This window comes from Bacillus sp. C1 (assembly GCF_054570475.1).
Window position 1 is genome coordinate 1 of the sequence record NZ_JBTMZT010000005.1, and the last position, 13,974, is coordinate 13,974.

At 38.6% G+C, this 13,974-nt stretch carries 12 protein-coding genes, 2 rRNA genes and 1 riboswitch; all 14 genes read left to right on the top strand.

The features are described 5' to 3' along the window. Window positions 1-103, top strand: a 23S ribosomal RNA gene (locus tag ACX5JI_RS16135); the annotation flags it as partial. A 50-nt stretch (window positions 104-153) separates the two neighbouring features. Then, window positions 154-269: ribosomal RNA gene (gene rrf / locus ACX5JI_RS16140) — 5S ribosomal RNA — on the top strand. A 485-nt stretch (window positions 270-754) separates the two neighbouring features. After that, window positions 755-856: riboswitch (purine riboswitch) on the top strand. A gap of 109 nt (window positions 857-965) precedes the next feature. Continuing rightward, entirely contained in the window at window positions 966-1,451 is a 486-nt protein-coding gene (purE, locus tag ACX5JI_RS16145; RefSeq protein WP_459502050.1) for a 5-(carboxyamino)imidazole ribonucleotide mutase, read from the top strand. Beyond that, window positions 1,448-2,599, top strand: a complete 1,152-nt coding sequence (purK, locus tag ACX5JI_RS16150; protein ID WP_459502051.1) for a 5-(carboxyamino)imidazole ribonucleotide synthase — start codon at window positions 1,448-1,450, stop codon at window positions 2,597-2,599. Before purE ends, purK begins: the two co-directional genes overlap by 4 nt. Next, the gene (gene purB / locus ACX5JI_RS16155; RefSeq protein ID WP_459502052.1) at window positions 2,596-3,897 is read left to right on the top strand and encodes an adenylosuccinate lyase; all 1,302 of its coding nucleotides are present in this window, start codon (window positions 2,596-2,598) and stop codon (window positions 3,895-3,897) included. The genes purK and purB overlap by 4 nt, the downstream gene beginning before the upstream one ends. 94 nt (window positions 3,898-3,991) lie before the next feature. Continuing rightward, window positions 3,992-4,711, top strand: a complete 720-nt coding sequence (purC, locus tag ACX5JI_RS16160; RefSeq protein ID WP_459502053.1) for a phosphoribosylaminoimidazolesuccinocarboxamide synthase — start codon at window positions 3,992-3,994, stop codon at window positions 4,709-4,711. Next, a complete protein-coding gene (purS, locus tag ACX5JI_RS16165; protein ID WP_459502054.1) occupies window positions 4,704-4,958 on the top strand; it encodes a phosphoribosylformylglycinamidine synthase subunit PurS in 255 nt (84 codons plus the stop codon). Before purC ends, purS begins: the two co-directional genes overlap by 8 nt. After that, window positions 4,955-5,638 (top strand): phosphoribosylformylglycinamidine synthase subunit PurQ, encoded by a 684-nt coding sequence (gene purQ / locus ACX5JI_RS16170; RefSeq protein ID WP_459502055.1) that lies wholly within the window; start codon window positions 4,955-4,957, stop codon window positions 5,636-5,638. Before purS ends, purQ begins: the two co-directional genes overlap by 4 nt. Then, on the top strand, window positions 5,622-7,841 hold the full coding sequence (gene purL / locus ACX5JI_RS16175) for a phosphoribosylformylglycinamidine synthase II (RefSeq protein WP_459502056.1): 2,220 nt from the start codon (window positions 5,622-5,624) through the stop codon (window positions 7,839-7,841). Before purQ ends, purL begins: the two co-directional genes overlap by 17 nt. Continuing rightward, window positions 7,826-9,241: an amidophosphoribosyltransferase gene (purF, locus tag ACX5JI_RS16180; protein WP_459502057.1), complete on the top strand. Its 1,416-nt coding sequence runs from the start codon at window positions 7,826-7,828 to the stop codon at window positions 9,239-9,241. The genes purL and purF overlap by 16 nt, the downstream gene beginning before the upstream one ends. A gap of 115 nt (window positions 9,242-9,356) precedes the next feature. Then, entirely contained in the window at window positions 9,357-10,397 is a 1,041-nt protein-coding gene (purM, locus tag ACX5JI_RS16185) for a phosphoribosylformylglycinamidine cyclo-ligase (protein ID WP_459502058.1), read from the top strand. Next, window positions 10,394-10,981, top strand: coding sequence for a phosphoribosylglycinamide formyltransferase (purN, locus tag ACX5JI_RS16190; RefSeq protein WP_459502059.1), 588 nt, complete (start codon window positions 10,394-10,396; stop codon window positions 10,979-10,981). Before purM ends, purN begins: the two co-directional genes overlap by 4 nt. 24 nt (window positions 10,982-11,005) lie before the next feature. Continuing rightward, complete coding sequence (gene purH / locus ACX5JI_RS16195) at window positions 11,006-12,541, top strand: bifunctional phosphoribosylaminoimidazolecarboxamide formyltransferase/IMP cyclohydrolase (RefSeq protein ID WP_459502060.1); 1,536 nt, start codon at window positions 11,006-11,008, stop codon at window positions 12,539-12,541. Window positions 12,542-12,684: 143 nt separating this feature from the next. Further along, window positions 12,685-13,953: a phosphoribosylamine--glycine ligase gene (gene purD / locus ACX5JI_RS16200; protein WP_459502061.1), complete on the top strand. Its 1,269-nt coding sequence runs from the start codon at window positions 12,685-12,687 to the stop codon at window positions 13,951-13,953. The last annotated feature ends 21 nt before the right edge of the window (window positions 13,954-13,974 follow it).

Sequence of the window (13,974 nt, forward strand, 5' to 3'; positions counted from 1 at the left end):
AAGCTAGTAAGATCCCTGAAAGATGATCAGGTTGATAGGTTCGAGGTGGAAGCATGGTGACATGTGGAGCTGACGAATACTAATAGATCGAGGACTTAACCATATAATATGAAGCAAATGTTATCTAGTTTTGAAGGAATATACCTTCATCAGTTTGGTGATGATGGCAGAGAGGTCACACCCGTTCCCATACCGAACACGGAAGTTAAGCTCTCTAGCGCCGATGGTAGTTGGGACCTTGTCCCTGTGAGAGTAGGACGTCGCCAAGCAAGAACCTAAGTCATTTTGACTTAGGTTTTTTTGTGCATTTTTATTTTCTAGTAGAAACAATGAGATGTTATAAAGGCAGGCTTGATAATGGCAGCTATTACTGTAATCAAAAAGAATAAATATGGTGATATAATCGTTTATTCTATAATGATCCTATTTTTAGTTGAATATGAAAAATAAAATAATCTTAATTCTAATAAGGTCATACACAACATAAAGGTAAAAATAAAGAACTGTTATTGTGATAAGTTATAAATATTGAAAATAAAATTCGAGTAGTGATTGCAGTTTTACTGAATGGTTATATAACTGAATCTTTATAAGATGTTAGCCTACCAATCTATTTTAAATCCCTTTTTCCCTTGTATATACTTGCATTTCTTCTTTTAAATACAACTAAAACACGAACGTTATTAATAAGTTATAAAAAAACATTCGATTATTTATTGACATTGTTTATGAAATGTTGTTAATATAGCCATAGAAACAATATTATATCGCACCTCATATAATCGCGGGGATATGGCCTGCAAGTCTCTACCTAACGTCCGTTATTCGTTAGACTATGAGGGAAAGTCACTCGGTATTTTCTATTCACAAGGGATACGTATGCCTGGATAGAGCGCTTTCTCTCATAGTAGTGGAGAAAATGTTCTATGTCAGGCTTTTTTTATTTGAATCGGGGGGATTCTAATATGAAATCACTAGTTGGAATCATAATGGGAAGCACGTCAGACTGGGAAACAATGAAATATGCTTGTGACATTTTAGATGAATTACACATTCCGTATGAGAAGAAAGTTGTATCCGCTCATCGGACTCCAGATTATATGTTTGAATATGCAGAAACAGCTCGTGAACGTGGATTAAAAGTTATTATTGCTGGAGCTGGTGGAGCCGCTCATTTACCAGGAATGGTTGCAGCGAAGACGAATCTTCCTGTAATCGGCGTTCCTGTTCAATCAAAAGCGTTAAATGGTCTAGATTCGTTACTCTCTATTGTTCAAATGCCAGGAGGAGTTCCAGTGGCAACTGTAGCGATTGGTAAGGCTGGTTCAACAAATGCAGGACTACTTGCAGCACAAATACTTGGATCATTTCATGATGATATACATGATGCATTAGAACTGAGACGAGAAGCAATTGAGAAAAATGTGCGTGAAGGTAGTGAACTACGATGACAAGAATCATTTTACCAGGAAAAACAATTGGAATTATTGGTGGTGGCCAACTTGGAAGAATGATGGCACTAGCAGCGAAGGAAATAGGTTATAAAATTGCTGTACTAGATCCGGTAAAACATTCACCATGTGCACAAGTTGCTGATATTGAAATTGTTGCAGCATATGATGATTTGAAAGCGATTCAGCATTTAGCAGAAATAAGTGATGTTGTCACATATGAATTTGAGAATATTGATTATAGATGTTTACAATGGCTTGAAAAATATGCGTACTTACCACAAGGTAGTCAGCTATTAAATAAAACGCAAAATCGTTTTACAGAAAAGAATGCAATCGTAAAAGCTGGATTACCAGTAGCACCATATAGACTTGTGCAGAAGCAAGATGAACTTTTAGAAGCAATTACGGAACTTTCCTTCCCTTGTGTGTTAAAAACAACAACAGGAGGATATGACGGAAAAGGGCAAGTTGTTTTAAGAAGTGAAGTAGATGTTATAAGAGCAAAGGAACTGGTAAGTCAAACTGAATGTATTCTAGAAAAATGGGTGCCATTTGAAAAAGAAATATCAGTTATTGTAACTCGCAGTGCCGGTGGTGAAACGAAGGTATTTCCAGTAGCTGAAAATATACATGTAAATAACATCTTACATGAATCCATCGTGCCAGCTCGCATTACTGAAGCACTTTCACAAAAAGGAATCGCATATGCACAGGTACTTGCGGATGAACTTCAGCTTGTGGGAACACTAGCAGTAGAGATGTTTGCTACGGTAGATGGTGAGATTTATATTAATGAATTAGCACCAAGACCTCACAATTCAGGACATTATACAATCGATGCATGTGAAATAAGTCAATTTGGGCAACATATTCGAGCGATCTGTAATTTACCTCTAGGAGAAACAAATTTGTTAAAACCAGTTGTCATGGTAAACATTTTAGGCGAACATATAGAAGGGGTCCTAAAGCAAGTGAATAGATTTACCGGGTGTTATTTACACTTGTATGGAAAAGAAGAAGCAAAAGCACAGCGTAAAATGGGACATGTAAATATTTTAAGTGAAAATATTGAAGTTGCTTTAGAAAAGGCGCAGAGTTTGCATATTTGGGACCATCAAGAACAACTTTTGGAGGGAAAAATATGATTAGTCGTTATACACGCCCTGAAATGGGTGCGATTTGGACGGAAGAAAACAAATTTAAGGCATGGTTAGAAGTTGAGATTTTAGCTTGTGAAGCATGGGCTGAGCTTGGTGATATTCCAAAAGAAGATGTGAAAAAACTTCGTGAGAATGCATCATTTGATATTGATCGCGTTTATGAGATCGAGAAAGAAACACGCCATGATGTAGTTGCTTTCACTCGTGCGGTATCAGAAACGCCAGCGTTAGGTGAAGAGCGTAAATGGGTTCATTACGGTTTAACATCTACAGACGTAGTAGATACAGCGTTATCTTACATTTTAAAACAAGCGAATGAAATCTTATTAAAAGACTTAGAGAACTTTGTTACCATCTTAGCTAACAAGGCAAAAGAGCATAAATACACAATTATGATGGGAAGAACACATGGCGTTCATGCAGAACCAACAACATTTGGTTTAAAGCTTGGTCTTTGGTATGAAGAAATGAAACGTAACTTAGAACGTTTCAAACAAGCAGCTAATACAGTTCGCGTTGGTAAACTTTCTGGTGCGGTTGGTACATACGCGAACATTGATCCATTCGTAGAAAAATATGTTTGCGAAAACTTAGGATTAGAGGCAGCACCGATTTCAACACAAACATTGCAACGTGATCGTCATGCACATTACATGTCAACACTTGCACTAATTGCAACATCTATCGAAAAAATGGCAGTTGAAATTCGTGGTTTACAAAAAAGTGAAACTCGTGAAGTAGAAGAGGCCTTTGCGAAAGGACAAAAAGGTTCTTCTGCAATGCCGCATAAACGTAATCCGATTGGCTCTGAAAATATGACTGGTTTGGCTCGTCTTATCCGTGGTTATATGCTAACTGCTTACGAAAACGTTCCGTTATGGCACGAACGTGATATTTCTCACTCTTCTGCAGAACGCGTTATTTTACCAGATGCAACAATCGCATTAAACTACATGTTAAACCGCTTCGGTAATATCGTGAAAAACTTAACGGTATTCCCAGAAAACATGAAACGTAATATGACACGAACATACGGTTTAATTTATTCTCAGCGTGTAATGCTTACGTTAATTGATAAAGGTATGGTACGTGAAGCAGCGTATGATATCGTACAACCTAAAGCGATGGAAGCGTGGGAGACCCAAGTACAATTTAAAGAACTTGTAGAAGCTGATGAGCGCATTACAAGTAAATTAACACAAGAAGAAATCAACGAATGCTTTAACTACGAGCATCACATGCAACACGTTGATACAATCTTTGAACGTCTTGGATTGAACTAGGCTGAAAATCTTATATGGCACAGAATAGAGTCATTCTGTGCCATTCTTTATAAAAATACTATTCATATTTTTCAAACTACAGGGGGCTTGCGAAATGCAAAAGCTAGAATTGCTGTATGAAGGTAAGGCAAAAAGAATTTATCGTACAGAAGCAGCAGATATGGTTTGGGTAGAGTACAAAGATAGTGCTACTGCTTTCAATGGGGAGAAAAAAGCGACAATTACAGGAAAAGGTCGTCTGAATAATGAGATTACAACTCTTTTGTTCAGAAAGTTACAAGAAGTAGGAATTAAAACACACTTTGTTGAGAAGTTATCAGACACAGAGCAGCTAGTGCAAAAAGTTAGCATTATTCCGCTAGAGGTTGTCACAAGAAACGTAATTGCAGGAAGTCTTTCAAAGCGATTAGGAATGGAAGAAGGAACTGTACTTGCAGAACCAATCGTAGAATTTTACTACAAAGATGATGGTTTAGGAGATCCGCTTGTAACAGAAGATCATATTCGTGTGTTAAACGTTGCAACGCCAGAGCAAGTAAGTACATTACGAGAAAAGGCTCTACAAATCAATCAAGTATTGATTGAGCACTTCGCAAGCTGTCGTGTAAGATTAGTAGATTTTAAACTAGAATTTGGGTTAACAGAAGAAGGCGAAATTGTATTAGCGGATGAAATTTCACCAGATACTTGCCGTTTATGGGATGAAGAGAGCAATGAGAAATTTGATAAAGATGTATTTCGCCGTGATCTTGGTAATTTAACAGAGGCATATGAAGAAATTTTAAAACGTTTAGGGGGAGCTTCACATGTATAAAGTTAAGGTATATGTAACATTAAGAGAGAGCGTATTAGATCCACAAGGAACAGCGGTGAAAGGTGCTCTTCACAGTCTTTCTTTCACAGAAGTACAAGATGTGCGTATCGGTAAATATATGGAGTTAACAATTGATAGATCAGTAACTGATCTAGATAGCAAGGTAAAGGAAATGTGTGAAAAACTATTAGCAAACGTTGTAATGGAAGATTTCCGTTACGAAGTTGAGGAGGTTGTCGCACAGTGAAATTTGCCGTAATCGTTTTTCCGGGTTCGAACTGTGATGTTGATATGTTTCATGCAATTAAAGATGAGCTTGGCGAAGAGGTAGACTACGTTTGGCATGATGCAGAGAATTTAGATGAATATGACGCAATTCTTTTACCAGGAGGTTTCTCTTACGGGGACTATCTTCGCTGCGGTGCCATTTCTCGCTTTGCAAATGCAATGAAGGCTGTGCAAAAAGCAGCTGAGCAAGGAAAGCCGATTTTAGGCGTATGTAACGGATTTCAAATTTTAGTTGAATCAGGATTGCTACCAGGTGCATTAATGCGAAATAAAAACTTAAAGTTTATGTGCCGTACAGTTCAGTTACGTGTAGAAAATAACGAAACGATGTTTACATCGCAATATGCAAAAGGTGCAGTAATAAACATTCCAATCGCGCACGGTGAAGGGAATTACTATTGTGATGAAGCAACTCTTAAAGAACTAGAAGAAAAGAATCAAATCGCATTCCGTTATGTAAATAATCCAAACGGAAGCGTTTCAGATATTGCAGGTATTGTAAATGAAAAAGGGAATGTACTTGGCATGATGCCACATCCAGAGCGTGCTGTGAATGAAATTCTTGGCGGCGCTGAAGGTTTAAAAGTCTTTCAATCTATTTTGAAACATTGGAGGGAAACATATGTCGTTAATGCTTGAACCAAATCCAACACAAATTAAAGAAGAACGTATATATGCGGAAATGGGGCTAACAGACGAAGAGTTTGCCATGGTTGAAAAGATTTTAGGTCGTTTGCCGAACTACACAGAAACAGGATTATTCTCTGTTATGTGGTCAGAGCATTGTAGTTATAAAAACTCGAAACCAGTTCTTCGCAAGTTCCCAACGACAGGAGAGCGCGTCTTGCAAGGACCTGGCGAAGGTGCAGGGATTGTAGATATTGGTGATAATCAAGCGGTCGTATTTAAAATGGAAAGTCATAACCATCCTTCAGCAATTGAGCCATATCAAGGTGCGGCAACGGGTGTTGGTGGTATTATTCGCGATGTATTCTCTATGGGAGCACGTCCAGTAGCTTTATTAAACTCTCTTCGCTTTGGTGAACTACAATCACCACGTGTGAAATATTTATTTGAAGAAGTAGTTGCAGGGATTGCAGGATACGGTAACTGCATCGGCATTCCAACTGTGGGCGGAGAAGTACAGTTTGATCCATGTTATGAAGGAAACCCACTTGTAAATGCAATGTGCGTTGGTTTAATTAATCACGAAGATATTAAAAAAGGGCAAGCACACGGTGCTGGTAATACAGTGATGTACGTAGGTGCTTCAACAGGACGTGATGGTATTCACGGTGCAACTTTCGCATCAGAAGAACTATCTGAGAGTTCAGAAGCGAAACGTCCAGCGGTACAAGTAGGCGATCCATTTATGGAGAAACTTTTGATTGAAGCATGTTTAGAGCTGATTCAATCTGATGCTCTTGTCGGAATTCAAGATATGGGAGCTGCAGGCTTAACATCATCTTCTGCAGAAATGGCAAGTAAAGCAGGAATGGGCATTGAAATGTATTTAGATGATGTACCGCAACGTGAAACAGGTATGACGCCGTATGAAATGATGTTATCTGAATCACAAGAACGTATGTTGATTGTGGTGAAAACAGGTAGAGAGAAAGAAATTGTAGAGCTATTTGAAAAGTATGGTTTAGCAGCAGTTACGATGGGGAAAGTAACGGAAGATAAAATGCTTCGATTATTCCATAAAGGTGAAATGGTAGCGGAAGTTCCAGCAGATGCATTAGCAGAAGAAGCACCAATTTATCATAAGCCTTCAAAAGAGGCAGCTTATTTTAAAGAGTTCCAAGAAATGAAAATGGAAACACCGAGAGTGGAAAACTATAAAGAAACATTACTAGCTTTATTACAGCAACCAACGATTGCAAGTAAAGAGTGGGTATATGATCAATATGATTACCAAGTACGTACTAGCACGATTGTTACACCTGGATCAGACGCTGCAGTTGTACGTGTGCGCGGGACAGAAAAAGCATTAGCAATGACAACAGATTGTAATTCTCGTTACATTTACTTAGATCCTGAAATGGGCGGTAAAATTGCAGTAGCTGAAGCTGCGCGTAATATCGTATGTTCTGGCGGGGAACCACTTGCAATTACAGACTGTTTGAACTTTGGTAATCCGGAAAAACCAGAGATTTTCTGGCAAATTGAGAAATCAGTAGATGGTATGAGTGAAGCTTGTCGTACATTACAAACTCCAGTTATTGGCGGAAACGTATCAATGTACAACGAACGTAGCGGTGAAGCGGTGTATCCAACACCAACCGTTGGTATGGTCGGTCTCGTTCATGACTTAAAACATGTAACAACACAAGAGTATAAGCAAGCTGGAGATCTTATTTATGTAATTGGGGAAACGAAAGCTGAATTTGGCGGAAGTGAATTACAGAAGATGGTATACGGTAAAATCTTCGGTCAATCACCAAGCATCGATTTAGAAGTAGAATCAAAGCGTCAAAAACAATTACTAGAAGCAATTCAAGCGGGACTTGTTCAATCTGCACATGACGTTGCAGAAGGCGGATTAGCAGTTGCGATTGCTGAAAGTGCAATTGGCGCTAAAGGCTTAGGTGCTACCGTGAAATTAGATGGGGAAGCAACAGCAGCATTATTCGCGGAATCACAATCACGCTTTGTTGTAACAGTAAAGCGTGAACAACAAGAAGCATTTGAAAAAGCAGTCGAAGCAATTCAAGTTGGGGAAGTCACAGATACAAATGAAGTAACAATTTATAATAAAGAAAATGAAGTGTTACTTACAGCAAACGTTGATGGAATGAGAAAGGCTTGGAAAGGGGCAATCCCATGCTTGCTGAAATAAAGGGGTTAAATGAAGAATGTGGCGTGTTCGGAATTTGGGGGCATGAAAATGCAGCACAAGTTACGTACTACGGATTGCATAGTTTGCAGCACCGTGGGCAAGAAGGCGCAGGCATTGTTGTCAATAACGGGGAGAAAATTGTTGGTCATAAGGGATTAGGTTTAGTATCAGAAGTGTTTTCAAGAGGTGAGCTAGAAGGATTAAACGGAAGATCGGCAATTGGTCACGTACGCTATGCAACAGCAGGCGGAAATGAGGTAGCAAATGTACAACCATTATTATTCCGCTTCTCTGATCATAGTATGGCATTAGCTCATAACGGGAATTTAATTAACGCAAAAATGCTTCGCCGTGAATTAGAGGCAGAAGGAAGTATTTTTCAAACGAGTTCAGATACAGAAGTACTACTTCATTTAATTAAACGTAATACAAAAGGTTCACTAATCGAGAGTGTGAAAGATGCGTTAAATAAAGTAAAAGGTGCATTCGCTTACCTATTGTTAACAGGTAATGAAATGATTGTTGCGTTAGATCCGAATGGGTTCCGTCCACTTTCAATTGGGAAAATGGGAGATGCATACGTTGTCGCATCTGAAACATGTGCTTTTGATGTAGTTGGTGCAACATACATTCGTGACGTAGAACCTGGAGAACTACTTATCATTAATGATGAAGGTATTCAAGTAGATCGTTTTACAAATGATGTAGAACATGCGATTTGCAGTATGGAATACATTTACTTTGCACGCCCAGATTCTAATATTGCAGGCATCAACGTTCATGCGGCGCGTAAAAGTATGGGGAAACGTTTAGCGGCGGAGGCTCCTATTGAAGCAGATGTTGTAACGGGTGTACCTGATTCTAGTATTTCTGCGGCAATTGGTTATGCAGAAGCAACTGGCATTCCATATGAATTAGGATTAATTAAAAACCGTTATGTCGGTCGTACATTTATCCAGCCATCGCAAGAATTGCGTGAGCAAGGGGTAAAAATGAAGCTTTCAGCAGTTCGAGGAGTAGTTGAAGGAAAACGTGTTGTTATGATTGATGATTCTATTGTACGAGGAACAACAAGTAAACGAATTGTCCGTATGCTTCGGGAAGCAGGAGCGACAGAAGTGCATGTGAGAATTGCTTCTCCACCACTTAAGTATCCTTGTTTCTATGGAATTGATATTCAAACAAGAAAAGAATTAATCGCAGCAAACCACTCTGTAGAAGAAATACGTCAAATCATCGGTGCAGATTCGTTAACATTTTTAAGTGAAGATGGCTTAGTTGATGCGATTGGTCGTCCATATGAAGGGAAATACGGCGGCTTATGTATGGCTTACTTTAATGGCGATTATCCAACGGCTCTTTATGATTATGAGCAAGAGCTTTTAGAAAGTATGAAATAAAAAGCGAAAAGCTTCTACTTTACTTTAAGTAGAAGCTAGCTTTTCTTAAAACATACTTTATAGAGAGTGCCCGCTCCTTGGGTGGGAGAAATTAAAAGACGAGGTGTAAAAAACGATGGCGAATGCATATAAGCAAGCAGGAGTAGATATTGAAGCTGGATATGAAGCGGTATCTCGCATGAAAAAACATGTACAAACAACAATGAGAAAAGAAGTACTAGGCAGTCTTGGCGGTTTTGGAGGTATGTTTGATTTATCAAAAATGCTACTCGAAGAACCTGTATTAGTATCTGGAACAGACGGTGTGGGTACAAAATTGATGCTCGCTTTCATGATGGATAAGCATGACACAATTGGTATTGATGCAGTAGCAATGTGTGTAAATGATATTGTTGTCCAAGGAGCAGAGCCGCTTTTCTTCCTTGATTACATTGCTTGTGGTAAAGCAGAACCTAGTAAAATTGAAAACATCGTCAAAGGTATATCAGAAGGTTGTCGCCAAGCGGGCTGTGCGCTTATTGGTGGAGAGACTGCTGAGATGCCAGGTATGTATTCCACTGAAGAGTATGACTTAGCTGGTTTTACTGTTGGTATTGTTGATAAGAAGAAAATTGTAACAGGTCAGTCTATTGAGGCTGGTTATGTGTTAATTGGCTTAGCATCTAGTGGTATTCATAGTAATGGGTATTCTTTAGTACGAAAAGTGTTGTTAGAAGATGGACAGTTATCTTTAGATCGTATACATGGTCGTTTGGAACTACCTCTTGGTGAAGAACTATTAAAGCCAACGAAGATTTATGTCAAACCTATTTTAGAACTATTGAAAAAATATGAAGTGTACGGCATGGCACATATTACAGGTGGAGGCTTTATTGAAAATATTCCACGTATGTTACCAGAAGGAATCGGTGCAGAAATTGAACTAGGATCTTGGCGAATTCAACCGATTTTTAGCTTGCTTCAAGAAGTTGGAAAACTAGAAGAAAAAGAGATGTTCAATATTTTTAACATGGGTATTGGTATGGTAGTCGCAGTAAAAGAAGAAGATGCAAAAGATGTTGTTAAGCTTCTTTCAGAGCAAGGAGAAAAAGCACATATTATTGGACGTGCTGTAGAAGGATCGGGTGTTACTTTTAATGGAGGCATAGGACTATGAGTAGATTGGCAGTCTTCGCCTCTGGAAGTGGGTCTAACTTCCAAGCACTAGTTGATGCAGTGGAAGAAAAAAGATTACATGCTGAAATGAGTTTGTTAATATGTGACCAACCTGAGGCACGTGTTATTGGACGGGCGCATTATCATCATGTTCCATGTTTTGCTTTTTCAGCGAGACAATATGAATCAAAAGAAGTATTCGAAAATGAGATATTAAAAAAATTGCGAGAATACGAGATTGATTGTGTTATTTTAGCGGGATATATGCGTCTTATCGGGCCAACATTACTAGAAGCATACGGTGGAAAGATCATTAACATTCATCCATCATTATTACCAAGTTTTCCAGGGAAAGATGCGGTGGGACAAGCGCTAGAAGCAGGTGTGAAAGTAACTGGCGTGACGATTCATTACGTAGATGCAGGAATGGATACAGGACCGATTATTGCACAAGAAGCAGTAACTATTTCAGAATCGGATACGAGAGAGAGTTTACAAAAGAAAATTCAGCAAGTTGAACATAGATTGTACGTAGATACGGTGAACGAAATCGTTCAATCTATGAAAGAGAAGGCTGTTAAATAACATGCAACTAGGGGTGAAGGATAAATGAAAAAGCGTGCATTAGTAAGTGTTTCAAATAAAACAGGTGTTGTAGAATTTGTTAAAGGGTTACTTGAGCAAGGGATTGAAGTTATTTCAACAGGTGGAACGAAAAAATTATTAGAAGAAAACGGCTTACAAGTGATTGGGATTTCTGAAGTAACAGGCTTCCCAGAAATTATGGATGGTCGCGTGAAAACATTACATCCAAACATTCATGGTGGTTTACTTGCAGTACGTGATAATGAAACGCATGTGGCGCAGATGAATGAACTAGACATTCAGCCAATCGACTTTGTTGTTGTAAACTTATACCCATTTAAAGAAACAGTTGCTAAACCTGATGTGACATTCGCTGATGCAATTGAAAATATTGATATCGGTGGTCCAACGATGATCCGTTCAGCTGCGAAAAATCACAAGTTTGTATCAGTGATTGTCGATCCAACAGATTATGATGTTGTACTAGCTGAGCTAAAAGAAAACGGTGAAGTTACAGACGAAACAAAACGTAAATTAGCGGCAAAAGTATTCCGTCATACAGCAGCATATGATGCATTAATTTCAAACTATTTAACGGAACAAATGGGAGAAGAAAGCCCAGAAACATTAACAGTAACATTCGAGAAAAAACAAGATTTACGTTATGGTGAAAATCCACATCAAAAAGCAACATTCTATAAAGCTCCATTTGCAGCAACCTCTTCTGTTGCATATGCAGAGCAGTTACACGGAAAAGAACTATCTTATAACAATATCAATGATGCAGATGCAGCGCTGAGCATTGTGAAAGAATTTACAGAACCAGCAGTAGTAGCTGTAAAACATATGAATCCATGCGGGGTTGGCGTTGGAGCTGATATTCAGGAAGCATATACACGTGCTTACGAAGCGGATCCAGTATCAATCTTTGGTGGTATTATTGCAGCAAACCGCAAAATTGATAAACGGGCAGCAGAAAAGCTGCATGAAATTTTCTTAGAAGTCATTATTGCACCTTCATTCTCAGAGGAAGCATTAGAAGTGTTACAAAGTAAGAAAAACTTACGTCTATTAACTGTTGATATGGCTAAAGTTACAACAGCTAGTAAGAAGTTAACTTCTATTCAAGGTGGTTTACTTGTACAAGAAGAGGATACATTAGCATTAGAAGACGCAACAATCACTATTCCAACGAAGCGTGAACCAACAGAACAAGAATGGAACGATTTAAAATTAGCATGGAAAGTTGTGAAACACGTAAAATCTAATGCAATTGTTTTAGCAAAAGATAATATGACAATTGGTGTTGGTGCTGGACAAATGAACCGCGTTGGCTCAGCCAAAATTGCCATTGCGCAGGCTGATGACAAAGCACAAGGTAGTGCCTTAGCATCTGACGCATTTTTCCCAATGCCAGATACAGTAGAAGAGGCTGCGAAAGCAGGTATTACAGCAATCATCCAACCAGGCGGATCAATTCGTGATGAAGATTCTATTAAAAAAGCAGATGAGTATGGTATTGCTATGGTATTCACAGGAGTACGTCATTTCAAACATTAATAGAAATATACAAGCACATGAAATTTTATCGGCACAAATTCAAATATATTAGCGTTTCGACATGAGATATCGACTTATCTACAAAATACAACACGGAAAATAGGATGCTCCTATTTTCCGTTTTAAAAAGTGGAGGATGAAATATGAATGTTTTAGTAATCGGCCGCGGTGGGCGTGAGCATGCTTTAGCTTGGAAGTTTGCACAATCTGGGCAAGTGGGAAAAGTATATGTAGCACCAGGTAATGAGGGTATGCGAGATGTGGCAACGCCAGTCGATATTGATGAAAACGATTTTGACGCACTTGTTCTGTTTGCGAAAGAAAACAATATAAGTTTAACATTCGTTGGTCCTGAAATTCCACTTATGAATGGAATTGTCGATCGTTTTGAAGCAGAGGGACTTCGTGTTTTTGGCCCGAATAAAGCAGCTGCTGTAATTGAAGGAAGTAAAGCTTTTACAAAAGAATTGATGAAAAAATACGATATTCCAACGGCGGCATATGAAACATTTACGAACTATGAGGAAGCGGTAGCATACATTCAAAAAGTCGGTGCACCTATTGTTATTAAAGCGGACGGTTTAGCAGCTGGTAAAGGTGTAACAGTAGCAATGACGTTAGAAGAGGCACTCAAAGCTGTAAAAGAAATGCTACAAGACGTAAAGTTCGGTGAGGCGAGTAAAAAGGTTGTGATTGAAGAGTTTTTAGATGGACAGGAATTCTCTTTAATGGCATTCGTAAATGGAACAACTGTTTATCCAATGGTAATTGCACAAGATCATAAACGTGCTTTTGACGGTGACAAAGGGCCAAATACAGGAGGAATGGGTGCGTATTCTCCAGTACTGCAAATTCCAGAATCAGCAGTTCAGGAAGCAATTGAGACAGTTTTACATCCAACTGTTAAGGCAATGATTCAAGAAGGCCGTTCATTCACAGGTATTTTATACGCGGGTCTTATTTTAACAAGTAATGGTCCAAAAGTAATTGAATTCAATGCTCGTTTTGGTGATCCAGAAACAGAGGCTGTATTACCTCGTTTAGAAAGTGATTTAGTTGATGTATGTAATCGCGTATTAGATGGAGAAGAATTAACATTGAAATGGTCCGAAGAAGCGGTTATTGGTGTTGTTCTTGCCTCAAAAGGATACCCAGAAGCATATGAAAAAGGTGCTGTGATTCGTGGGTTAGATACATTAGAAGATGTAATTGTCTTTCATGCAGGTACAGCTATGAAGCATGGAGATTTTGTAACCAACGGTGGTCGTGTGTTATTTGTTGCTTGTAAAGCAAAAGACTTACAAGCAGCGAAAGATAAAGTATATAAAGAGATAGAAAAAATTGAGAGTGATGGTTTGTTTTATCGAAGTGATATAGGATACCGTGCAATTGAAAAGGTTGCTAGAAGCTAACATGTTTTATGTTAGCTTCTT

Coding starts and splice junctions, on each gene's coding strand:
- purN (WP_459502059.1), top strand. CDS start 10,394: ATGAGTAGATTGGCAGTCTTCGCCTCTGGAAGTGGGTCTAACTTCCAA.
- purD (WP_459502061.1), top strand. CDS start 12,685: ATGAATGTTTTAGTAATCGGCCGCGGTGGGCGTGAGCATGCTTTAGCT.
- purC (WP_459502053.1), top strand. CDS start 3,992: ATGCAAAAGCTAGAATTGCTGTATGAAGGTAAGGCAAAAAGAATTTAT.
- purM (WP_459502058.1), top strand. CDS start 9,357: ATGGCGAATGCATATAAGCAAGCAGGAGTAGATATTGAAGCTGGATAT.
- purH (WP_459502060.1), top strand. CDS start 11,006: ATGAAAAAGCGTGCATTAGTAAGTGTTTCAAATAAAACAGGTGTTGTA.
- purF (WP_459502057.1), top strand. CDS start 7,826: ATGCTTGCTGAAATAAAGGGGTTAAATGAAGAATGTGGCGTGTTCGGA.
- purE (WP_459502050.1), top strand. CDS start 966: ATGAAATCACTAGTTGGAATCATAATGGGAAGCACGTCAGACTGGGAA.
- purB (WP_459502052.1), top strand. CDS start 2,596: ATGATTAGTCGTTATACACGCCCTGAAATGGGTGCGATTTGGACGGAA.
- purK (WP_459502051.1), top strand. CDS start 1,448: ATGACAAGAATCATTTTACCAGGAAAAACAATTGGAATTATTGGTGGT.
- purL (WP_459502056.1), top strand. CDS start 5,622: ATGTCGTTAATGCTTGAACCAAATCCAACACAAATTAAAGAAGAACGT.
- purS (WP_459502054.1), top strand. CDS start 4,704: ATGTATAAAGTTAAGGTATATGTAACATTAAGAGAGAGCGTATTAGAT.